Source organism: Silvanigrella aquatica, from assembly GCF_001907975.1.
GTDB classification, from domain to species: domain Bacteria; phylum Bdellovibrionota_B; class Oligoflexia; order Silvanigrellales; family Silvanigrellaceae; genus Silvanigrella; species Silvanigrella aquatica.
The window spans coordinates 3,195,515-3,218,285 of sequence record NZ_CP017834.1; the positions used below are offsets into that span (position 1 = coordinate 3,195,515).

The 22,771-nt window shown below is 33.6% G+C and carries 20 protein-coding genes; 8 read left to right on the top strand and 12 right to left on the bottom strand.

The features are described from left to right. Positions 1–222: 222 nt before the first annotated feature. Positions 223–699: a peptide-methionine (R)-S-oxide reductase MsrB gene (gene msrB, locus AXG55_RS13635; RefSeq protein WP_233231239.1), complete on the top strand. Its 477-nt coding sequence runs from the start codon at positions 223–225 to the stop codon at positions 697–699. Between the two features lie 224 nt (positions 700–923). After that, the gene (locus AXG55_RS13640; RefSeq protein ID WP_148698650.1) at positions 924–2,087 is read left to right on the top strand and encodes an RNA-guided endonuclease InsQ/TnpB family protein; all 1,164 of its coding nucleotides are present in this window, start codon (positions 924–926) and stop codon (positions 2,085–2,087) included. A gap of 127 nt (positions 2,088–2,214) precedes the next feature. Here the strand turns inward: AXG55_RS13640 and groL are convergent, their stop codons facing one another. The 8 genes from groL to trmB form a co-directional block, all read right to left on the bottom strand. Continuing rightward, entirely contained in the window at positions 2,215–3,852 is a 1,638-nt protein-coding gene (groL, locus tag AXG55_RS13645; protein ID WP_148698651.1) for a chaperonin GroEL, read from the bottom strand. Positions 3,853–3,895: 43 nt separating this feature from the next. Beyond that, on the bottom strand, positions 3,896–4,183 hold the full coding sequence (gene groES / locus AXG55_RS13650) for a co-chaperone GroES (RefSeq protein WP_148698652.1): 288 nt from the start codon (positions 4,181–4,183) through the stop codon (positions 3,896–3,898). 582 nt (positions 4,184–4,765) lie between these two features. Beyond that, positions 4,766–5,263, bottom strand: a complete 498-nt coding sequence (locus tag AXG55_RS13655) for a deoxycytidylate deaminase (RefSeq protein WP_148698653.1) — start codon at positions 5,261–5,263, stop codon at positions 4,766–4,768. Next, positions 5,260–6,876, bottom strand: coding sequence for an acyl-CoA mutase large subunit family protein (locus AXG55_RS13660; RefSeq protein ID WP_148698654.1), 1,617 nt, complete (start codon positions 6,874–6,876; stop codon positions 5,260–5,262). Before AXG55_RS13660 ends, AXG55_RS13655 begins: the two co-directional genes overlap by 4 nt. 41 nt (positions 6,877–6,917) lie before the next feature. Continuing rightward, a complete protein-coding gene (locus AXG55_RS13665) occupies positions 6,918–7,700 on the bottom strand; it encodes a hypothetical protein (RefSeq protein WP_148698655.1) in 783 nt (260 codons plus the stop codon). Positions 7,701–7,792: 92 nt separating this feature from the next. After that, the gene (gene queG, locus AXG55_RS13670; RefSeq protein ID WP_148698656.1) at positions 7,793–8,920 is read right to left on the bottom strand and encodes a tRNA epoxyqueuosine(34) reductase QueG; all 1,128 of its coding nucleotides are present in this window, start codon (positions 8,918–8,920) and stop codon (positions 7,793–7,795) included. Continuing rightward, the gene (locus tag AXG55_RS13675; RefSeq protein ID WP_148698657.1) at positions 8,917–9,837 is read right to left on the bottom strand and encodes a cation diffusion facilitator family transporter; all 921 of its coding nucleotides are present in this window, start codon (positions 9,835–9,837) and stop codon (positions 8,917–8,919) included. Before AXG55_RS13675 ends, queG begins: the two co-directional genes overlap by 4 nt. 14 nt (positions 9,838–9,851) lie before the next feature. Beyond that, the gene (trmB, locus tag AXG55_RS13680; RefSeq protein ID WP_148698658.1) at positions 9,852–10,553 is read right to left on the bottom strand and encodes a tRNA (guanosine(46)-N7)-methyltransferase TrmB; all 702 of its coding nucleotides are present in this window, start codon (positions 10,551–10,553) and stop codon (positions 9,852–9,854) included. 182 nt (positions 10,554–10,735) lie between these two features. On the opposite strand from trmB, the gene AXG55_RS13685 reads away from it, so the two are divergent. Then, positions 10,736–11,608: an OmpA family protein gene (locus tag AXG55_RS13685; protein ID WP_237244019.1), complete on the top strand. Its 873-nt coding sequence runs from the start codon at positions 10,736–10,738 to the stop codon at positions 11,606–11,608. A gap of 13 nt (positions 11,609–11,621) precedes the next feature. Here the strand turns inward: AXG55_RS13685 and AXG55_RS13690 are convergent, their stop codons facing one another. Then, entirely contained in the window at positions 11,622–12,512 is an 891-nt protein-coding gene (locus tag AXG55_RS13690; protein WP_148698660.1) for a hypothetical protein, read from the bottom strand. A gap of 135 nt (positions 12,513–12,647) precedes the next feature. Here AXG55_RS13690 and AXG55_RS13695 point away from each other — a divergent pair, with 135 nt between their 5' ends. The 5 genes from AXG55_RS13695 to AXG55_RS13715 all read left to right on the top strand — a co-directional run bounded on the left by AXG55_RS13695 (position 12,648) and on the right by AXG55_RS13715 (position 18,776). Next, positions 12,648–13,409 carry an ABC transporter ATP-binding protein gene (locus AXG55_RS13695; RefSeq protein WP_148698661.1) on the top strand — a complete coding sequence of 254 codons (762 nt, stop codon included), beginning with the start codon at positions 12,648–12,650 and terminating at the stop codon, positions 13,407–13,409. Between the two features lie 54 nt (positions 13,410–13,463). Next, positions 13,464–16,268, top strand: a complete 2,805-nt coding sequence (locus AXG55_RS13700; RefSeq protein ID WP_148698662.1) for an excinuclease ABC subunit UvrA — start codon at positions 13,464–13,466, stop codon at positions 16,266–16,268. Positions 16,269–16,331: 63 nt separating this feature from the next. Further along, on the top strand, positions 16,332–17,273 hold the full coding sequence (asd, locus tag AXG55_RS13705; protein WP_233231241.1) for an archaetidylserine decarboxylase: 942 nt from the start codon (positions 16,332–16,334) through the stop codon (positions 17,271–17,273). Next, entirely contained in the window at positions 17,266–18,261 is a 996-nt protein-coding gene (locus tag AXG55_RS13710; protein ID WP_148698664.1) for a GNAT family N-acetyltransferase, read from the top strand. The genes asd and AXG55_RS13710 overlap by 8 nt, the downstream gene beginning before the upstream one ends. A 47-nt stretch (positions 18,262–18,308) precedes the next feature. Further along, positions 18,309–18,776 (top strand): acyl-CoA thioesterase, encoded by a 468-nt coding sequence (locus tag AXG55_RS13715; RefSeq protein ID WP_148698665.1) that lies wholly within the window; start codon positions 18,309–18,311, stop codon positions 18,774–18,776. 4 nt (positions 18,777–18,780) lie between these two features. Here AXG55_RS13715 and AXG55_RS13720 read toward each other — a convergent pair whose 3' ends face one another. From AXG55_RS13720 to AXG55_RS13730, 3 genes are all read right to left on the bottom strand, one after another. Then, entirely contained in the window at positions 18,781–19,869 is a 1,089-nt protein-coding gene (locus AXG55_RS13720) for a hypothetical protein (protein ID WP_148698666.1), read from the bottom strand. Positions 19,870–20,151: 282 nt separating this feature from the next. Next, a complete protein-coding gene (locus AXG55_RS13725; RefSeq protein WP_148698667.1) occupies positions 20,152–20,748 on the bottom strand; it encodes a hypothetical protein in 597 nt (198 codons plus the stop codon). Between the two features lie 36 nt (positions 20,749–20,784). Continuing rightward, on the bottom strand, positions 20,785–22,719 hold the full coding sequence (locus AXG55_RS13730) for a S8 family serine peptidase (RefSeq protein WP_148698668.1): 1,935 nt from the start codon (positions 22,717–22,719) through the stop codon (positions 20,785–20,787). Positions 22,720–22,771 lie beyond the last annotated feature (52 nt).

Consider the following 22,771-nt stretch of genomic DNA (forward strand, 5'->3'; position numbering starts at 1 on the left):
ATTCATAAAAACCAATCATATAATATTTAAAATTTACATTATATTAAAAATTATGTTATTTTTTATTTATTAAGAAAGTTTGTCAATTTTTTGATATTATTTTTTTAAATTAAATCATGATAAAATATAAGATTGCAACTACTGGGAGGTTAATATACTGTGATAGATTATAAAAGGATTTTCCTTTCCCTCGCTGCATTTTTTATAATGGTAGGTTATGCTATGGCGGATAAAACTGATGATAAGTATGAAAAAATTAACAAAGATGAAAAATTAAAAAAATTAACCCCTCTGCAGTATAATGTTACACAAAAAGAAGGGACTGAGCCCCCCTTCCAAAACGCTTTTTGGAATAATAAGGAAGAAGGTATTTACGTTGACATTGTCTCAGGCGAACCCCTTTTTAGCTCTACCGATAAATTTGATTCGGGCACCGGATGGCCTAGCTTTACAAAACCTATCGATAATAAATATTTAAAAGAATCAAAAGATAACAAACTTGCTTTCGAAGAACGTACCGAAGTCCATTCGAATTACGCCCATACCCATTTAGGACATCTCTTTGATGATGGTCCTGCACCCACACATAAGAGATATTGCATTAACTCAGCTGCACTTCGCTTTATCCCCGCTACTGATTTGGAAAAAGAAGGTTATGGACAATATTCCTATTTATTTAAAAAGAATGATAAAAAGTAGGATTTCGAAATGAAACTCTTTATTCACACCGAGCGTAAGACCTCGTTCTTCAGAGCGAGGATATAAGCGAGCTGAAAAGACCGCAGCACCAAACGGTGCAAGATTTAAGTGAAAGCCTGACGAGGCATGCAAAAAGACGATAGGAATTTTTGTTTGTAGTAAGATGGCTTTACTTGTAACTTTGTTTCATTTATAATTCTTTTTTAAGCTTAAGGAGTTTAAGCTTGCTGATAACAATATATCACTACAGAATTAAAGATTCAGGGAAGGCAAATAGAGTGCTTTCTAAGATGTCTCGTTCTGTAAATATGGTATGGAATTTTTGCAAACAAACTCAACAAGAAGCTCTTAAAAATAAATCCGTTAAGTTAATTGAAGATAAAAAATCTGGTGAAAAAGCTTCTATCCCTTATTTTTTAACCAAATTTGAGATGAATAATCTAGTAAGTGGAAGCTCAAAAGAGCTAGAGTTGCATTCACAAACAGTGCAATTTGTATCTGAAGAATACATCACACGTAGAAAACAATTTAAAACACTATTGCGTTGGCGTGGCAAAAAATCTTTAGGATGGGTGCCATTTAAATCATCTGCAATTAAAATTCATAATGGAAAAATATCCTATAATAAGAATGAATTTTCTTTTTGGAATTCAAGAGAACTACCTGAAGATGCAAAAATAAAAACAGGCTCATTTTGCCAAGATAAAAGTGGGCATTGGTATTTAAATGTTGCTTTTGAAAGTCAGCAAATAGGAATTAAAAGAGAAGATCATAAAAAAATTGGTATCGATATTGGAATTAAAACTCTAGCCACTTGTTCAAATGGTGAAAAGATTGAAAGGCCAAATTTAAGAAAAAATGCTTTAGCAAAAATGCGGTATTTAAAAAGATGCCAAAAGTTTGCACAAAGAAAACAATCCAAAAGTAAAAAATATCATTCTCTTCCAAAAGCAAAACAAGAAAGAAAACTGCATGTAAAAGTAGCCAATATAAGACAAGACTATTTGCATAAAGAATCTACAAAAATTGTTAAAAAATGTTCTCTTATTGTTGTAGGTGATGTTCCTTGTAAATTCATGAATCGTAATAAAAAGCTATCAGGAATATCACTCGATTCAGGAATAGGGATGTTTAAAAATATGTTGAAGTACAAAGCCGTTAGAGCTGCTTCAATATACAAAGAAATTTCAGAAAGAGATTCAACTCGGACGTGCTCAAAGTGCAGTGAAATACTACCACGGATCGGTCTTGGAGTAAGGACATGGACTTGTGAAAAGTGCAATACGATCCATGATCGTGATGTAAATGCGAGTATAAACATACTCAACGCATACAAGAACATGTTCCCTATCGGACATGATAGGCCGACTCGTACGAAGAAAAATTAGTTTTTCTTTTGTATCTAGGGAATCCCCTTCATTCATGGGAAGGGAGGATGTCAATCATAAAAAAACACTCTCTCACAAAGAAAAACTCTGTGAAAGAGTATTTTTAAATATAATTTCTCAAAAGAAATTACATCATTCCGGGGTATCCGCCGCCTGCAGGAGCTGCCGAAGCTTTATCGTCTTTTGGACGTTCTGCAATCATGCATTCTGTCGTTAAGAGTAAAGAAGCAACTGATGCTGCGTTTTGCAATGCCGAACGAGTTACTTTAGTTGGGTCGATAATACCAACGGCAACCATGTCTTCATAGCGCTCTTCTTTCGCATTAAAGCCAAAGTTTGCTGTTGAATTTTCGCGAACTTTATTAAGAACAACAGAAGGTTCTTGGCCGCCATTCGCAACAATTTGACGTAGAGGTTCTTCGGTAGCGCGATAGATGATATCAACACCAAAGCGCTCGTCATTTGTAGACTTCGCACGAAGAGCTTCAAGAACTTTTTGTGCACGGATAAGAGCAACACCGCCCCCTGGCACAATACCTTCTTCAACTGCCGCGCGTGTCGCATGAAGTGCATCTTCAACGCGCGCTTTCTTTTCTTTCATTTCGGATTCTGTTGCTGCGCCTACACGGATAACGGCAACGCCACCAGAAATTTTAGCAAGGCGTTCTTGGAGTTTCTCGCGATCGTAATCAGAAGTTGTGTCTTCCATTTGTTTATTGATTTGTTTAATACGAGCTTCGATATCTGCTTTTTGGCCGTGACCATCAATAATTGTTGTATTGTCTTTGTCACAACGGATGCGTTTTGCAACGCCGAGTTGCTCAAGAGTTGTGGACTCAAGTTTCAAACCTAATTCTTCGGAAATAACTGTCGCACCCGTTAAAATAGCGATGTCTTCAAGCATCGCTTTACGGCGATCGCCGAAGCCAGGAGCTTTTACAGCAACAATCTTGAGGTTTGCGCGAAGACGGTTGAGAACAAGGGCAGCGAGAGCTTCCCCTTCAACATCTTCTGCAATTATGAGAAGTGGTTTGCTTGAACGAACAACTTTCTCAAGAATAGGAACAAGATCTTTCAATGAAGAAAGTTTCTTATCAAAGATGAGAACATAAGCATCTTCGTAATTTACTTCCATTCTTTCCGCTTCATTTACGAAATAGTTGGATAGGTAACCACGATCAAATTGCATACCTTTAACAACGTCGAGGGTTGTTTCCATACCCTTCGCTTCTTCAATTTGAATAACGCCTTGTTTGCCCACTTCTTTCATTGCTTCTGCAATGATATTACCAATTGTCGTATCGGAGTTTGCAGAAATTGTACCCACTTGCGCAATTTCATTGTGACTTCCAATAGGTTTGCTAATTTTTTTGAGTTCCGCTGTAATTTCAGTCACAGCTTTATCAATACCGCGCTTTAAATCCATTGGGTTGTGTCCAGCCGCAACCAACTTCACGCCTTCGCGGTAAATTGCTTGAGCAAGTACAGTTGCCGTTGTAGTTCCGTCTCCGGCAACGTCAGAGGTTTTAGAAGCAACTTCCTTAACCATTTGCGCGCCCATATTTTCAAATTTATCTTCAAGTTCAATTTCTTTAGCTACGGTCACACCGTCTTTAGTTACGCTGGGAGAACCGAATGATTTGTCGATAGCAACATTACGGCCTCTCGGTCCCATAGTGACTTTGACAGCGTCTGCCAGAGTATTCACACCAACAAGAATTTTTTTACGAGCATCTTCACCAAAATTAATCATTTTAGCTGACATAGGGATCTCCTCAATTTCATTTGCTTAAAAAAGTAGATATCAATTAACCAATTACGCCAAGAATGTCATCTTCACGCAAAATAAGGTGCTCTTCGCCATCAACCTTGATTTCAGTCCCGCTATACTTGCTAAAAAGAACGCGCTCACCAACTTTAATATCGATAGCGCGAACTTGGCCATCAGCAAGAACCTTGCCATTGCCTACAGCAACGACAGTTGCTTCCACGGGTTTCTCTTTGGCATTGTCTGGAATAAGAATGCCGCCAGCAGTTTTAGTTTCTTCTGCTACACGCTTAACCAAAATACGATCTGAAAGTGGACGAATCTTCATAATGAACCTCCAAAAAGAGTGGAAATACCCACAAATAAAAAGCTAATATTTCAGGGACAAAAGACTGCCCCGGCACCTAAGGAAAGTAACCGTGCATTGAAAGCTGTCAAGGAATTTTTTTTTCTCGATGGGAAGAATTTGAAATATTATAAAAATTTATATCTTTTTTGGAGTTACTGTAATATTCTTTAATAAGATTATCTTATTAAAATCATTTAGGGTTCCTGAGAAGCTAATGCGCTTGCAACACCAATCGTCCGAATAGCAAAATCACTGGGACTTACTTTTGAGACGGAATAGACAAAACCACTGTCATTGATAACAATGGCGGTTAATACATCTTTTTTATTTATATAAGCTGCAATAAGACGCCCGTTGGCAACTGAATTTTTAAAAGGGAGAATGGCTTTATCGGAAGAGCTTACATAATACCCATAAACAGTTTGTCTGTAATAAATATGAAAATATAGTTAAATACAGCAATTGTTTAACCATAAATAAATTCGCCAAATTTCATATTATACCTCCAAACTCATCCCTTCTTACATCAAAGAAATAATATTGGCAATATTTAAATTAAAATCAGCTTGATTGGTGAACATCTATACCACATGAACGCATAAAGTTAATAACAAATTCATAATCTTCATTTTTATAAGCTGTTTTAAATACCACCTTTTTTACACCGGCTGTGATAATCGCTTTAGCGCAATCACGACAGGGGCTATAAGTACAATATAATGCCGAATTTCTGAGATCTTGCCTCGATGCCGCAATGGCATTTATTTCCGCATGCACCATAAATGGATATTTATCTGGTCTTAAATTAGGTAACGTCGTATCATCACAACCAGGAGGAAATCCATTGTATCCTGTTGCTAATATTCTCTTATTTTCATCAATAATAACAACACCAACTTGAGTTTCTCCATCGTGTGATCTTTTTGCAACAGCTTCTGCTATTCCAATAAAATATTTATCCCACGGAGGTCTTTCAATTATTTTCCTATTATTATAATTTACATTAATTACTTTAAAAGATTTTCTATCTTCTTTTAAATTAGAAACATGTTCATTCATAAAATAATATTTTCCTTATACTCTCCAAATACATCTCGCATGGCGTTACAAATTTCACCAATACTCGCACAAGATTTCACAGCGCGAATAATATATGGCATTAAATTATCTGTTCCTTGTGCCGCTATTTTCAATTGCTGCAAGCTTTCATCAACTGCTTTTTGAGCTCTTGTTTCTTTAATTTTTTTTAATCTTTTTATTTGATTTTTTTCAACTAAAGCATCAATTTTTGTAAGTTCAGAGTGATCTTTTTCATCGACTGTAAACTTATTTACTCCTACAATAATTCGATTTTGATTTTCAATATCTTGTTGATATTTATAAGCTGATTTTTGAATGGAAGCCTGAACAAATCCTTCTTCGATCGCTTTTACCATTCCCCCAATAGAGTCTATTTTTGAAATAATATCGAGTGCTTCTTTTTCAATGCGATCGGTTAGTGCTTCTACATAATAGCTCCCTGCAAGAGGATCTACAGTTTCAGCAACACCGCTTTCATAAGCAATAACTTGTTGTGTACGAATGGCAATGCGTGCCGATTCTTCTGTAGGCAATGCAAGTGCTTCATCTTTGCTATTTGTATGTAAACTTTGTGTTCCACCAAAAACGGCGGCTAATGCCTGAATCGTAACACGAATAATATTATTATCGGGCTGTTGCGCTGTTAAAGTAGAACCTGCAGTCTGCGTATGAAAACGTAACATAAGACTTTTTGGATTTTTAGCACCAAATCTTTCTTTCATAATTTTTGCCCACATCCGTCTTGCCGCTCTAAACTTTCCCACTTCTTCTAAAAGATCGGTAAAACTATTGAAAAAGAAGGATAAGCGAGGAGCAAATTCATCCACGTCTAAACCCGTTTGTATTGCTGCTTCAACATAAGCAATGCCATTGGCAAGAGTAAATCCAACTTCTTCAGAAGCGGTACTTCCTGCTTCACGAATGTGATAACCGCTTATAGAAATCGTATTCCATAAAGGAACAGATTCTTTGCAATAAGAAAAAATGTCTGTAATTATGCGCATCGATTGCTTAGGTGGATAAATATAAGTACCACGCGCAATATATTCTTTTAAAATATCATTTTGAATCGTACCACGTAATTTATCGCTGGATATTCCTTGTTTTTCTGCAACACAAATATAGAGAGCCAATAAGACGGCTGAGGAAGCATTAATCGTCATAGAAGTGGAAATTTTATCTAAAGGAATTCCTTCTAATAAAACCTCCATATCGGCAAGGGTATCGATAGCAACACCCACTTTTCCCACTTCTCCTTCGGCTTCAGGGCTATCGGAATCATAACCAATTTGCGTTGGCAAATCGAAAGCCACGCTTAACCCTGTTTGCCCTTGACTCAACAAATATTTATAGCGTTTGTTACTTTCTTCTGCTGTAGCAAATCCAGCATACTGCCGCATTGTCCAAAGACTACTGCGATACATTTTTGCGTGAACACCACGGGTATAAGGAAACTCACCTGGAAATCCAATATTTTTTAAATAATGCTGATTGTCTCTCGCATTTTCAGGATAATAAATTTCTTCAATTAAGGAATTAGATGCTGTGGTAAATTCAGATTTGCGTTGAGGATCTTTTTTAAGAGTTGTCATTGAAAAACCTCATCGAGTATTATATTTATTTATCGAACTCGTTATGTTTTCTTTTGATTTACAATTCTACCTGGAAATTTATCCCAAAATTGTTCGTTAAAAATACTATTAATTAAATCATCCCAACTAGGATAATATTTTTTTTCCTTTGGATTTTGTAATGAGGCGTAACCATCTCTTCCCCAAATTAATTTTCCGTTGTTTGTATCTACAAGTAAAACAGAAAAACCACCATTTATACTATAAATATCAACGTCAAGATTGGATTCAATATCATTAATAACAACAATTAAGGCGGTATCTGCATTTAATACTTTAGCTGCTAGAGTATTTAAATTTTCGATCCATAATTTATCAGGAGAAACGCAATGAATATAAAATTCCAGGAAATTTTTTCTTGCTAAACAAGAAGATGTAATAAGTGTGCGCGTCGAAGTTTCATTAGATTTAAATCGATTAGCAATAATTTTCATACTTTCATTTAAATTATCTAAAAGAGAGGGCTTTGTATTTCCAATTATATTTGATACAGCTGCAAATGAATGCCCATTAATATTAGGTTGTTTATTAAATGATTGAATGACTTTCTCTTGAATTTTAGAAATAATTTGATGGGTATTTACAATAGCCGGATCGATGGATGAAGACTTCGAAGGATCAGGCAACATAAAAACAGGAATGGCTATGACAGATGCCGGATTTACGGCTTCATAACCTTCTTGAATGCCTGAAGGTGTCCATTTTGCTGTTTGGCAGGATGAAAATAAGAATACAGACATTATACTGCAAAGAATATTAAAATTTATAAGGCGCCTAATCCGCATTTTATTTTTCCTTTTAATTTACTCTTTATATTAAAACTCAACATAAAGAGCAACTATCAAATATCTATTTAAGCTTAATTAAATTTAAACGCTCACGCTTTTTGCAGAACTCTCAGTTGCATAACCGTTTTCAAAATAAGTTCATACTCTGAGGCGCATAATTTGTCCAAGATCGCTGGCAATGAAGAATCAGAAACCGAATGCAAATGGTATAAGGCATTGCGAACCAGTCCTTGATATTTAGCCCTAGTTGCTGCCGTTCCACCAAACCATTTTTCATATTGATCTGTATCCATGAGTGCCATGTCTTTAGCGGTGATGATTTGAAAAGGATTATGATAATTCGAAAATTCTTTTAATATTTTAAAATCACTTGTCACAAGATTATAAGGACACACCTCTTGGCAAATGTCACAACCATAAATTGTATTTGCAAAGTGGGGAATAAATTCATTGTCTACAATATCTCTATGCTCAATGGAAAGGTAAGAAAGGCATCGATTGGCATCTAAAAAATAAGGTTTTTTAAAAGCTTGGGTAGGGCAAGCATCAAGACATTTTGTGCAGTCACCGCAATCTAGATTAAGTATGGCGTTCTTATTTTCTAAATTTAAATCGCAAATATCCTGAATTGAAGCATCTGTGAGGAGAGTCGCAATAAAAAAAAAGCTCCCCATACCCGGACGAATTAGCATGGTATTTTTACCAATAAAACCTAATGCGGCTTCGCGTGCGTAGGCTCTATCAAAAAAGGGAATGGAATCGACAACAGCACGAAATTGAAACGGATTGCCAATTTGCTTTTGAAGTTTTGTCGCAATTAAATTTAACTGTTTCTTTAATACTTTATGATAATCTTTGCCATATACATATTTTGAAATTAACTTTTTAGCTAGTATCGATTCTGAATTATGATTTAATTGAATATTATTATGCGCATTTTCTTTTTTTTTATTTCGAACTCTATGACCAGCTGCGTAAGGAAACAAGAAGATAAGAGCATTTTTAACATTCGGTAAAATAAGGGAAGGATCTTTTCTAGCTTCTATATTATTTTCTAAAAATGTCATCTTCGCATGAGCATTTTCAGAAAGCCATTTTTGAAATGCAGGTATATCTTTTTCTAAAATAAGGGAATGATTTTTTTCAAAAGAAAACACTCCTGCGGACAAAATACCATTTTGATTTAATAAATCTAAAATTTCTTTTTTTAATTTCATAATTTTAATCTTACACTACTGGGATCAGCGTGTACAATGACATCTCCTTCAAACTCTAGGGCGAGAGCTTCTTCTATTTTTTCAATAATAACATGAACTTCTTGAAAAGATAAATCGTCTGGCAAAGTAACATGAAAATCAAAGAAGTATTTATGTCCACTTTTACGACCTCGAAAACGATGAATATCTTGAATTCGATTGTCCGTGTTTTTTACTTTTAACTGAGCCTGCAATTTTATTTCTTCTGAAATATCATGATCCATAAGTTCATTAATACTTGTTTTAATGAGTCCAAAAGATCCATAAATAATATATAAAGAAAATCCAAAAGCGATAATAGGATCGAGAATGGGATCTCCCAGTAAAATCACTATTAAAATAGCAATTCCACTTGCAATATTAGTAGTTAAATCAACTTTGTAATGCTCTGAATCAGCTAACAACGCCGGACTTTTTAATAATGTTCCCTTAGATTTTAACATTTTTGTAACTAAAAAACTGACAAATGCTGCGAATATAAAAAAAACAACTTGTCGCCAATCGGAATGATAATCTAATTCTATTTTACCTTTATAACTATCGTATATTTGTCGCACACTAGAAACGATAATACCTATGGCGCCACCAATAATTAAACATCCCTGACCTAAAGCAGCAATGCTTTCAACCCGGCCATGTCCGTAGGGATGGTTGTTGTCGGGATCGAGTCTGGAAAATTTGACAATCTTGCGATTTACAAGGCTGACAATCATATCCATGGTGCTATCCCACGCCGAAAGAGCTACAACTAAGGAACCGGTGAATAAAAAAAGAGAAAGCTTTCCAATAGCTAATCCCGCAGCACAGAGAGCGGCGATCAAGGCCGCTCTCTGTGCCATTTTGGAATTTACAGAATCACTTTCTAAGATTTTCTGCATGGCATCACAACTTTCTATTTTTTAAGATAGACCCGCTGATAAAAAGGAACTCCCTTTTCTGTAAACAGCTTTTGAAAAGCCGTTTCATAAGGCCCTCCTAGAAAATTCCGAGGTTGAGTCAAAGGCTCACCTTCTTGCACATCATCTGCTTTAAAACCGCAATCTAACACAATTTTATTGGTTTCTAAATAATAGGGCTCATGATCTGTTTTGAACCAAAAAAAGCCATTGGGAGCCAGCTTTTGATAAAGTCCTTCAATAAATTCTTTTTTAAGCAACCGATTTTTTTCATGACGATCTTTTGGCCAAGGGTCAGGAAAGAAAACACAAACGCCGTGTAAAGCATTTTCAGGAAGAATATCATTGATAAGAGCTTTTCCGTCACATATGGCGATTTTTCCATTATCGACAGCTAGTCTTTTAAGCTTACGTGCCGCTTTGACAACTCGTTTGTATGTAATGTCGATACCTAAAATATTGAATTGTGGATTTTGCAAAGCGAATTCAATTACATTTTTGCCCATATAGCACCCTATTTCAAGAACAATAGGTTTCTCTTTATTCTTAAAAAGATTTAAATAGTTTGCTTTTAATTCTTCTTGGGTAAGTAGATACTCTGAAAGAGAAAGGGCTTCTTTGAGATAGGGGTTTTCATGTCTATCAGGAGCCTTCTCGCCTTTTCGTAAATTATCAATAATAGTTCCAACTTTTCTCATTTATAAAATTCTTTCCCATCATTACTCTAATTTGACAAATCAAATTCTTGCCCAGCGCACCCTCCGCAGGTTGCCGAAAAGGCAAGAAGGAATCAAGTTATATTTTAAGTTATAGGATATACATGAAACTTAACATTCTTAAAAAAAGAATAATAAGGAGACATTTATTCTCTTTGGCACTAATGTTAATTTTAAATTATTCAAAACCAATTTATAGTTATAAATTTCCTGACACATTACCCTATTCACCCTATCCTTATTCCATATTAAGTTATTATTTTCACAAATCCTTTCCCGAACAGGAATGCACTCCAAATGGTATGCAAACACAGACTTTAAAAATTGATTATTCGCAAAAAACGCAAACTAAAAATGAATTTAGAGTAGGGTGGCATTTTAATTCAGAAATGGAAATCCCATCTCATTTAATGCCCTCCGTAGGAGGAGAAGTTCAAATTGCAAGGTGTTTACCTCCAGGAAGATGGGTTTTCTTAGGAAAAGGTAATGTTGAAAGAATGAATGGAAATATGATTGAAGCCCTCATTACAGGAATGGAATACAAAGGAACATCACCTGGAAAAATTCCACAAGATGTTGTCGAAACAGGAAATATGTACTGGCGTCCTATGGCGGGAGATAGCATTTTTCCTTTGCAAAAATATGTTAATAAAAAAATATCGATCACTCCAAAATTTGAAATTTCTTCACAAGAATTATTTGTCAGTCAAGATTTAAATCAATTTTCATATGAAATTTCTAAACAAGGGGAAGATCTCTTAAAAGAAAAATTTGACTATTTTAAACATAAAAATGGCAGATTACTTGTTGAAGGATTTATTTTAGCAGCAGGAAACAGTGATGATTTACGTATTGAAAGTTTAATGAGAGCGCAAACAATTGCAAAATATCTTTCTAATACTTTTAACATTGACTCAAATCAAATTATTGCAATTGGATATGGAAATGACTGGCTTGAAAAAGGCATGCAGCCCGTAAAAAACTGGCCTAATAAAAATATTACAAATGGAATTATTTTAAAAATTCTACCAGATTAGATTTCACTTTAAATTAACGCATTTTTGCTAAAACATCATCGCTTTTTATTTTACCTACCTGGGGTATTCCAATAGCTTGTTTGATATTGAGCTCTTTAACACCACCAAGCATATCTGCTTTTTTTTGAATGGTAATATTGAAATCATCAATTTTATAGAGTTTGCAATTCTCTAAAAAGAAAAAACTAGCATGAAATGCTACTACTTTTCTTTCTAAATTAGCACATAAATTCTTTAGAGGTGGTAAATTTTCTTTTATGTAGGTTTCAGAAACTTTCATACTTGTTTCCTGATCATTTTTATTGACAACCATTTCTTGACCTGTAGGAAATATGCTTAATTCACGAGGTTTAATAGAAAATACAGGTTTACTTTTGGTTTTAAAAAAAGAAATATCGCTATATTTTTTAAATAATCTTTTTTTGCAAGCGTCAATATAATAAAAACTATAAGCATCTGCAGTAACAATATTTTTATTAAACTTCATGCATAAATCTTTTAAATTTTCAATTTCATCAGCATTATAATCTGTATAATATTCATCGAAAGTATAATTTTTGCCCATTTCCATCATAGAGTAAACTTTATCTGAGAGAGATATAAGTGATTTTTTTTGTATTTGAATTAAACTATTTGTAATTTCAGGATCCTTGATTGGCATTAATTTACACTTTTTCACATAAAAAACAAGATCGATATAAGTTACAACTTTGTTTTTTAATAAATCGCAAGCCTGTGTCCGATTTTCTATTTGATTCATAAGGTATTCATTATTATTTAAATGAACCAAAGATTTTTTTTCTTGATTTTCATCTGCATAAACTTTTGTATCAATAAAAAAAATAAAAAACATTATTACAACATTAAAAACTATAAATAAAAATTTATTAAACATATTTTTCACAATTTTCTCATAAAAATTCATCAAAACAAGATATCTCTCATCTAAAAACACTCTACCAAATTTAAAACAAAAATATTGCAATATTTTTTATTTTAACTTAAAATATCACTTTGCGTGCGAATAACAGGAGGTTAAGTGCAAGCTTCAAATATCGTTTCATTGCATGACATCCAAGTCGCCTTTATAAAAAACAAACCCGTTCTCCAAAACTTAAATTTGGAAATAGAAAAAGGAACTTCTTTAACCATTCTTGGGCCAGGCGGATCTGGTAAAAGCACACTTCTTAAGGTTATATTAGGAATCATCAAACCGCAATCAGGTTCAGTGAACGTTCTGAACAAAGAAGTCAATCGATTAAAAGACGCTCAACGCGCAGACCTCTTTAAAAAAATGGGGATGGCTTTCCAGCAAGGAGCCCTTTTTGACTTTATGACCGTAAGAGAAAATTTACTTTTTGCAATGGAAAATATGACTGCATTTTCTAAGGAAGACAGAGAAAAAAAAGTTCTGTCCTTTTTAGATCAAGTTTTACTTTCACATTCTCTAGACAAAATCCCAAGTGAATTATCAGGCGGCATGAGAAGAAGAGTGGGCTTTATTCGTGCTCTTATTACCAACCCCGAACTCGCTCTTCTTGATGAACCTACAGCAGGACTAGATCCTGTGACTACAACAATTGTCATTGATATGATTCATAAAATTGGCGAAAGTGTGGGAACCACCATGGTGAGTGTGACATCAAATATCGATGTGGCATTTCGTTTTTCAAAAAATGTTGCCATATTAAAAGATGGAAAAATAATAGGCAAAGGCACAAAAGAAGATTTGCTAAATTTAAATGACCCTTGGATTACAAAATTTTTAACAATTAGACATAATAGTTTTGAAGATGTTTAATAAAATGTTTTATTAAACATCTTCAAAAAATAAAATAAAAAAAAAGAAAGTAACATGAATACCGATTCAGAATATCTTACATGTACTGGCGTCCGTACTCATAATCTTAAAAATATAAATACTAAAATTCCTTTAAAAAAATGGATTACAATTACAGGAGTGTCTGGTAGTGGTAAAAGCAGTTTTGCTTTTGACACCATTTATTCTGAATCCCAAAGACGGTTTTTAGAAACCCTTGGCACTTATGAACGCCAATTTTTACAAGGATTACCACAAGGTGATTTTGAAAGTATTGAGAATATTCCAGCAGCTATTGCATTAAAACAATCAAATCGTACGGGAGATCCGCGAAGCGTGATTGCAACATCCTCCGATGTTGCTGAACCTCTGAGGACTTTATTTATATCACTTATGGAACCTTCTTGCACAGCCTGCGGTTCGCCTGTAACAATGAATTTAGCGCAGGAGTTAATTGATTTTTTAAACGCACCTGACAAAAAAACATTAACAGAAACTTATCTTGTTTCTGTTCCGTATTTTATCCAAAATAAAAAGTTTGCAGAAGATCTCATTGTTGAAGGATATTCAAGAATTGCAATAGAAAATAACATTTTAAATATTGAAGAATTAATAAAAAAATATAATGACAAATCTTATCCCCATCAAGTTGAAATTGTTCTCGACAGAATAAATTGTTCCATGGAAAAATCAGAAATTGAGAATCGTGTAGAAACCATTTGGTCTCAAGTTAAGTTTTCACCTAAATTTTCATTTATTAATATTAGCAAACTTGAAAATTCAAATAGTATTTCATTAGATAAACAAAAATTTCACGTACAAGCCTATTGCCAAAAATGCGAACAACAAACCCATATTATTCAAGCAAATGATTTAGATTGGCAATCCGTATTAGGAGCATGTAGAAAATGTAATGGTCTAGGCAATATCCCCGTTCTCGATGAAAATAAAATTATTCCTAATCCTAAATTATCATTAGCTGAAGGCGCTATTAAACCATGGACATCGGAAACATTTTCTTGGATGAGCGAAGAACTTATTCGTTCCTGCAAAAAGAAACATTATTCTATTAACGAGCCTTATCATAAATTAAACAAAGAAACCATTGATTTTATTTGGAATGGTAATCAAGAAAATAATAAAAAATCAAAAAATGATTACGTTACATTAAATGAATTTTTTAATATTCTTGAACAAGAAAAGTATAAAAGCACTTCAAGAATCATGCTTGCAAAATATAGAAAATATGTTCTATGTCCAGAATGTCAAGGAGCTCGCATAGGAAAATCCGGTCAAAATGCAATATGTTTCGATAAAACGTATTCACAATTATTTGAATCTGAAATTTCATCAACATTAAATTGGCTCGAAAGCCTAAGAAATGAAAAAAAATTTCAAAAAAAACTCTCCGCTATTTCGGAAATATATAACGAAGCTCATAAAAAAATTTCTCTTTTAAACCAGCTTGGCCTCGGATCTGCTCATTTGTTTAGAAGATGTAAAACGTTATCAGGGGGAGAGTATCAAAGAGTTTTATTAACCCGGGTAATTGGCAATGGCCTTACCGATGCTCTTTATGTACTTGATGAACCTAGTGTGGGCTTAGGAAAAAATGAAATTTCAACTTTAATTCAATGTATTAAAGAATTAAGAGATTTAGGTAACACAATAATTATGGTTGAGCATGATAAAGATCTTATCATGGCATCGGATGAAATATTAGAATTAGGCCCTGGTGGAGGCGAAGAAGGGGGACATTTATTACCAATTAAAAATAATATTCCCAATTCTTTAATCACAAAATTTAATCAAGATAATTTACAATTTAAAAAGCAAATTATAATATCTCAAGAGCAACTTAAAAATGAAAAAATAATTTCAATTCAAAAATTTTCAGCACTCAATTGTAAAAATTTAAATTTCGAAGTTTTATTAAACAGAATTAATGTGATTACAGGATCAAGTGGCGCAGGAAAGACAACACTAATCCGTTTTGGTCTAGAGGCGGCACTTGATAAATTAAAAGATTACAATTTGACAAAAAATGGCGATGCTGATTTCGATGCAAGTATTGGAACCTGGGAAAAAATTACGGTTCCCAAAGATTTTTTTGAAACATCGCACATTGTCAGTGTGGAACAAAAAGCACTTCACAGAACAGCAACAAGCGTCCCCGCAACCATCCTAGGATTAATGGATATATTAAGGAAAAATTTTGCCGCCACAAAAGAAGCTAAATTTGCTGGTTTTAATTTATCTGACTTTTCCTTTAATGGAGCGGGAAGCTGTGAAAATTGCAATGGTCGGGGAATCATACAAGAGGATCTTTTTTTCCTAGGCGAAGTGGAAAAAATATGTCCCGATTGTAAGGGAACTCGTTATCGTAACGAAATTCTAGATATTAAATGGAATGGTAAAAATATTCATGAGTGGCTTTCAACAAGTTTACAAGATTGCAAAGTGAGACTTGGAAGAGAAGCGGGCTTTGGTAAGGTGATTTCACTCTGCTGTCAACTTGGTTTAGGGCATATTCCTCTGGGCATGATGACAACATCTATGTCGGGAGGAGAAGCACAAAGACTAAGAATATGTGCTGCACTTGCAAAATCTGATAAAAAATTATTTTGTATTCTTGATGAACCGACACGCGGCTTATCTGAAAAAGATGTGGGTAATCTTTTTGAAACATTGCTCAATCTAAGTTACGAAGGACATACTTTTGTCATTGTAGAACATCATGAACTTTTCCAACAGCATGCTCATTATTTAATCCATCTTGGGCCAGGAAGCGGTTCTCAAGGTGGAAAAATTGTCGAAAAAATATTAACAGTTGCCAAATGACAATGACAGTGACTATGATACACACTGTCATTTATGAGATCATCACTCAGGGATAAATTAAAAATGTTGAGATCAATTTTAGGAAATACAACAAAACAAATTGAAGTTATAAAAAGAATGAGTGGCGAAAAATTCATCGAAAAAATTTATGGTGAAGACGCTATGAAAATTTTTTATGGCAGTGCTGCTGGTGCTGCATTTACAGAAAAATTCCTCACAAATAAATGGATAAGTAACATTTATGGTGCTTACAATGATTCAGGAGCAAGCAAACATAAAATTGAAGAATTTGTAAAATCAATGGGAATAAATGTTTCTGAATCTGAAAAAGATATATCTGAATATCATTCTTTTAACGATTTTTTTGCTAGAAAATTACACCCTCGTGCTCGTCCGGTAAATAGATTAGCTCCCGGAATAAACTCTCCCGGCGACGGCCGTTTACTCGTTTTTCCTAATATTAATGACTCTATTATTACCTATTTAAAGTGGGCGCCCATTAAACTTACAGATCTTTTTAATGGCAACGAAAGCTTAGCGGAGCGTTATAAAAATGGATCATGTGGAATTTTAAGACTGTGCCCATCGGATTATCACCGTTTTCATTTTCCCGTTTCCGGAAAAGCAGGAATAACCAAATCTGTTCCAGGGCTTCTTCACTCTGTAAATCCTTACGCTCTAGAACAAAAAATTCCTGTTTATTGCTTAAATAAAAGAACTCTTTGTGAACTTGATTCGGACAATTTTGGCAAAGTTTTATTAATGGAAGTAGGCGCATTATTTGTTGGTACCATTGTGCAAACTTATCGCCCCGCCATGCAAGTCGAAAAAGGGGACGAAAAAGGTTACTTTAAATTTGGCGGTAGTACTTGTATTTTCTTTTTTGAGCGTGGAATAATGAAGTTCGATGAAGATCTCATCAAAGCATCTGAAGAAGGTTTTGAGACATTAGTACAAGTGGGCGAAAAAATTGGTACCTTAATTGAAGGAAAAGTTGATGCATGATGCCGAAGTGCAACAGCAAATCATCCGTGATAAAGACTTTTCGTTCGCTGATCTTGAAATTCTAACCAATCTTTGTTTCCAAACAAATCAATATTTAAAAAATTTTCCGCAAGTTTTTCAGGAAGAAAATCGAGAGCATCTTTTTTTACTACGTTTGAAAAATAAAATAGCATCGTTTTGCTCTATTTATCCTTTTTCATTCCATGTCAATGGGACACGTTTGAGCGCCTATTGCATTGGCAGTGTCTGCACTCATCCTAAATATCGTAATTTAGGTCTTGCTCAAAAAGCAGTGACCATGGCAGAAATGAAGGCAATTGAAAATGCTGCAGACTTTATTTTTTTATTTGCTGATAAAAATAAACTTTATGCAAACTTAAATTTTATTCCTACAGGAAAAACATTTTTAGCACAAATAGGGACAAATATATCAAATCAAATAGCACTTAATAATTGCAAATCTATCATGGAACAACTCGAAAAATTTAAAAGTATTTTTGATAACAATCCTATTCAAATTTTGTTTAAAAAAAATTTACTTGAATTAACCGATTTTGAAAAAACTAGAATTTGGCAATTTATTATTTTAAATAGACCACCCTGTGAATCTGTATTATCTTATCTTGATTTTTGTAATATACTAGCAATAAAAAATATGAATATATTTTATGCTACAAATAACAATCAAATTTTTTCATTATGCTTTTATAATAAGGGAGATGATTTCCAAAACGTCATCCACTCATCTTATTATACCAATAGAAATTATTTATTTATATTAATTAAAGAAATTCTTTCTATAAATAAAGGCAAAGATATTATTTTTTTTCCTGGCGCACTCTCGCATGAGTTTGAAGATGTTTTTGATTTTATTTCAATCCCTTCCATGTCAATAAAAACTCTTAATGAAAAAAAAATTCCTATCCAAATACTACAAAATTTCTGTATCAAAAATTTAATATTCGTCAATAGTTTGCAAGGCACATAAAATGTTATGATTAAGTAAATAAAAGTTACTTAACAAAGGAAGTTGTTATGCAAAATACTGCGGATAGCGAGCATTCTATCGAAATGACCGTTCTGATGACGCCTGATATGGCCAATTTTTCAGGAAAAGTTCATGGGGGACATATTTTAAAAGTGCTCGATCAAGTCGCCTACGTTTGCGCCTCGCGCTATTCAGGCCATTATGTCGTTACTTTATCTGTTGATCAGGTTTTTTTTAGACATCCCATTCACGTAGGTGAAATCGTTACATTTTCAGCAACAATCAATCATACAGGGCGATCATCCATGGAAGTGGGAATCCGCGTTGTCGCTGAAGACACACGTACGCGTGTCACAAACCACGTTCTTTCTAGTTACTTCACCATGGTGGCATTAGACGAAAATTCGAAATCTGTAACTATTCCACACCTGCAAATTGTTTCTGATAAACAAAAAGAAAGAAGCGAAGCTGCCTTAAAGCGCAAAGAGCTTCGCGATCAGATTTGGAAAAAATAAAACATTAATTTGATTTTTTCTTTTCATCTTTCATTTCAATTGTGATTGTATAAATTTGATAGCTACTTAAATTTAAATCTGAATTTTCGTTTTGAAATATAACATAAGCTTTTGTCACTTGCTTTGATTCTAATTTATGAGGTAGTTTTGCAAGTTTTTGCAATTGCGCTCCTGAAATAGCAATGCTGTCCACAGTATTAAATACATTATCAGTATTTTTAAATAAGGCATGAACTTTTTGATATGAAATAGGACTCTCTAAATCTTCATTTGGTGCAATAACATATTTGTTTCCTAGAGTTTTATTTTTCGTAAATAAAATTTTTCCAGAATATAAAACAACACGACTGGAAACATCGTATATTATTTTCAGTTTCTCTGAAGGATTTATGCTATAATCAGGAGCAGGAATTTGTTTCAAATTTAGCTTTATTTCATTTTCAGAATAAATTTCATGTTTATCAATTTTTACAAGATCTAATCCAGCTATTTCATTTGAGTCAAATATTTTCATTTCAGATAAGACAATTGTAATTGTAGGATCTCGACTAAAATCAACAGGATCTATTTTAGCATCTGCATATATAAATTCATTTAAGTTTTTATCTTTTTTCTGTAAATCAGTGAATACTCCCTCTATTTTAAAGGAAGATTTAATGCTATCTAGATCAGAAAAATTTTCTACTAATAAATGGCCTTTAATTTCCTTATTATTCTCATTAATATATTTATATTCAAAGGTATTTCCATTTTCTTCAAAACTAAATCCTGTTATTGATAATTTACAATCTTTATTATCTATATTATCTTTATCAACTTTCATTAATATCAAACTAGATGTATCTTTCGAATGAAACCATTCCTCACCTTCTAATTTACCAGCACAATTCGAATAGATTCCCATTAATTTAAATTTATTAGTTGGGAGTTGAAAATCTTTCGTAGGAAGTACAGACACATTTGCTTTTAAAAAGGTATTACTTCTTTCAGTATGTTTATTTGGAGGAGATGAAGAATTTCCTCCACAACTCGTTATAATAGGCAAAGCTAATAAAGATAAAAATGACAAACTAACAACATAAGAGTATTTCATTTAAAGCCTCAATGAATTTAAATTTTAATATAGAGTTTTTATTTTTAAGTTTTCTCTTTTGCGCAAAAAAACCGGCTTTGTCTGCCGCTGCCTTCATAGATCAAAAAAAACACAGTATCAAGAAAAATTTAGATAATCTGTATTTAATTTATTTATAATTGTTATTTTATAAAATATTAAAATATATTAAATAATTTCATATAATTAAAAAGTTATACAGATATCTTCTGTTATATTAACTTTCCAAAAAAATCTATACCTGTTTTAGTTAAAGCAAATCAATCAAAGAGGCTCTTTAAAGTTTTCAATAACTTCAACAGTAGTATCTTCTACATTATTATTTTTTTGAATTTTATTTAGAGTGTCTTGAATTTTAAAGCCATTCGGAATCTTAATAAGGTAATAACCTAACTTTGGATAGCTCTTCACAATCTCAAAGGAAGAGTCATTAAATAAAGAATTATTTTTCATCTTGACAATTATGATTCCACTAAGGATCCCAAAGCTTTCGGAGTTTTCATTTAGTACGATTTGATTTCCTTTTGAAGGAGATTCCTTCTTTCCATGCCCATCTGCATTATAAATTGTAAATGATTTGTTACTCATGACAATATTTGATTTATTACCTTGGCTTGGTACTTCTTTTTCATTTTTTTTATTAAATTCTGCTTTTAATTCGGGATAAACAGTATATGTCACTCCACCCTGAATAAAACTTTCTCCACGAGAAAAATTCTTGGCTACATCTTTTTCATTAAATTGCTTTGAATTTGTTTCTTCAGAGATTTTTGTAAGTTTTTCTGAAGCCTGCACCTTCAAAGAAATTAAACCTATAAAAACAATAATTGATAAAGATAAAATCACATTTTTTAAATTCATATCGACTCCTAAATAATTTCAAATTTATATTTATATTTACTTATGTCCAGATATTTTTAATTTCCAACCTTTGAAAGTCGCATCTTCTTTATGTAAACCCGTATTTATAACTTTTAATTTCCATTCTCCAGCACTATTTTCTCCATAAAATGCGTTTGATTGCATTGGCATATCAACTATATTTCCATTTCCTGAAAAAGCATTTCCCGCATGCCAAATAATACTTTTTGTTCCACTGGGGGAGGTCAATTCAAGCGCGACATCTCCTACATATTTGCTTTCAATTGTGACTTTAATTTGAACTGATTCTATAGATAATGATTCTGACTTAGGAATGCGAACTGAGTTTACCAATCCCTTAATATCGCCTGATTTTACAACTAAATTCATAGCACTAAAGTATTTTGGAAACCAGTATTGATCCACATAATTTCCTAAATCCACATCGTAATTTTTAGCTAAAGAAACAGCTTCTCCTACATTAACCAAACCAAAACCATACCAGTTTGAAAAATGAAAACCAGCAGCATTATCCAACCAACCTTGTTCTGCTTGGTAAGATTCACCATTGGGCAGTTGCATATAGACTCCAGCGAAATCGGGATCTATTTTTGTTGCTGTTTTAGCAAGAATATATTTCACATCTCTCCATGTTAAATCTGGATTTGCTTCTAATATAAGAGCAATACTTCCTGAAGTAATAGGAGTTGCTGAAGATGTTCCATTCATAGAGTTTGTATAGTTACCATCTTTATTTTCTTCTATATCACAAGCATTGAATTCATTACGAATCCCTAAAATTTCTTTTTTGTCTAAAAGCTTTGAATATTTACTAACACCATAACGCGTTCCGCTCACATCAGTAGTCACAATGGCGGGCTCACCGATGGTTGCTCTGTAGTCATTCCAATCAATTACATCACCCAACTTGTTGACATGATGTTCTACCCAACTTTTATCAACACCGTATTCCCCACCAGGAGCGCTAATCCACAGAGATGCACCTGTTGTCGAATAACTCGATTTGACACCGTGGGCATTCACAGCACCTACAGTAATGACTTCAGGAAGCGAGTTTTCCAAATTCATATTTGAATTTTGACAGGATACATTGAATTGAATTGCAGATTGGCAAGCCCAGCCACTAAACATGCCGAGACGACTAAATCCATTTCCAGCTGCTTTAACATAAAGAGCGCCTTTTCCATTGCGCAATTGTCTCGTTCCCATTTTAAAGGCGGCAAGAGAAGCACGAACAGAAGCATTATCATCTGGAATTTGTTTCATATTACTAAAACCATAGCTCATGCTAAAAATATCATTTCCATTCGAAGCATCTGATCCCCCTAATGAATCTAAGAAATTTTGGAACGTTTGTGATCCTTGACTAATCACATTATAGGCAGCGAGCTGGGCACGGGGAGCTACCCCCGATCCTCCAAAACCTAAATTACTTCTCATAGCAATAATTCCTGAAACCATAGTACCGTGATCACTGTCATCTTCAGGAATAGGTGAAGGATCGAAAGGACTTAGCAAATTCTTACGAAAATTTAAGGACCAGGTTGAAGACTCATTGGGGCGATTGTCGATATTGGGCTGTAAAGAAGGATGAGCCAATTCCATTCCTGAATCAACGACAGCAACGTGAACTCCTTTTCCACTCAAACAGTTGTCTTTTAATACACGACTGACATTAATGTCGACACCAGGTCTTCCAGGGGTTGTCGCAAATGAAAGTTGACCTAAATTTTTAAGGTGCCATTGATATTTTCCCAGTGGATTATTTTGTTCATCATTTAAATCAGTGCAGTAGGAATCAGAAAGTTCCTCATCCTCTTGTATAGAAACTGTCATCAATTGATTTTCAGATAAATGCTGCTGTGAGATTGTATTTGATTTTCCACAGGATGCTACAAAAGAAACAACAAGAATAGAAACAGAAAATAAAACATTTTTATTTTGAGCCATGTCTGTCTAAAACTCCTTTATTTAAATAACAAAATATGAGCCCTATAGCCTT

What these genes read in the sequence shown, in the direction of transcription:
- msrB (WP_233231239.1), top strand. Translation starts at nt 223, where the DNA reads ATGGCGGATAAAACTGATGATAAGTATGAAAAAATTAACAAAGATGAA.
- groL (WP_148698651.1), bottom strand. Translation starts at nt 3,852, where the DNA reads ATGTCAGCTAAAATGATTAATTTTGGTGAAGATGCTCGTAAAAAAATT.
- groES (WP_148698652.1), bottom strand. Translation starts at nt 4,183, where the DNA reads ATGAAGATTCGTCCACTTTCAGATCGTATTTTGGTTAAGCGTGTAGCA.
- AXG55_RS13655 (WP_148698653.1), bottom strand. Translation starts at nt 5,263, where the DNA reads ATGAATGAACATGTTTCTAATTTAAAAGAAGATAGAAAATCTTTTAAA.
- AXG55_RS13660 (WP_148698654.1), bottom strand. Translation starts at nt 6,876, where the DNA reads ATGACAACTCTTAAAAAAGATCCTCAACGCAAATCTGAATTTACCACA.
- AXG55_RS13665 (WP_148698655.1), bottom strand. Translation starts at nt 7,700, where the DNA reads ATGCGGATTAGGCGCCTTATAAATTTTAATATTCTTTGCAGTATAATG.
- queG (WP_148698656.1), bottom strand. Translation starts at nt 8,920, where the DNA reads ATGAAATTAAAAAAAGAAATTTTAGATTTATTAAATCAAAATGGTATT.
- AXG55_RS13675 (WP_148698657.1), bottom strand. Translation starts at nt 9,837, where the DNA reads ATGCAGAAAATCTTAGAAAGTGATTCTGTAAATTCCAAAATGGCACAG.
- trmB (WP_148698658.1), bottom strand. Translation starts at nt 10,553, where the DNA reads ATGAGAAAAGTTGGAACTATTATTGATAATTTACGAAAAGGCGAGAAG.
- AXG55_RS13685 (WP_237244019.1), top strand. Translation starts at nt 10,736, where the DNA reads ATGTTAATTTTAAATTATTCAAAACCAATTTATAGTTATAAATTTCCT.
- AXG55_RS13700 (WP_148698662.1), top strand. Translation starts at nt 13,464, where the DNA reads ATGAATACCGATTCAGAATATCTTACATGTACTGGCGTCCGTACTCAT.
- asd (WP_233231241.1), top strand. Translation starts at nt 16,332, where the DNA reads ATGTTGAGATCAATTTTAGGAAATACAACAAAACAAATTGAAGTTATA.
- AXG55_RS13710 (WP_148698664.1), top strand. Translation starts at nt 17,266, where the DNA reads ATGCATGATGCCGAAGTGCAACAGCAAATCATCCGTGATAAAGACTTT.
- AXG55_RS13715 (WP_148698665.1), top strand. Translation starts at nt 18,309, where the DNA reads ATGCAAAATACTGCGGATAGCGAGCATTCTATCGAAATGACCGTTCTG.
- AXG55_RS13720 (WP_148698666.1), bottom strand. Translation starts at nt 19,869, where the DNA reads ATGAAATACTCTTATGTTGTTAGTTTGTCATTTTTATCTTTATTAGCT.
- AXG55_RS13725 (WP_148698667.1), bottom strand. Translation starts at nt 20,748, where the DNA reads ATGAATTTAAAAAATGTGATTTTATCTTTATCAATTATTGTTTTTATA.
- AXG55_RS13730 (WP_148698668.1), bottom strand. Translation starts at nt 22,719, where the DNA reads ATGGCTCAAAATAAAAATGTTTTATTTTCTGTTTCTATTCTTGTTGTT.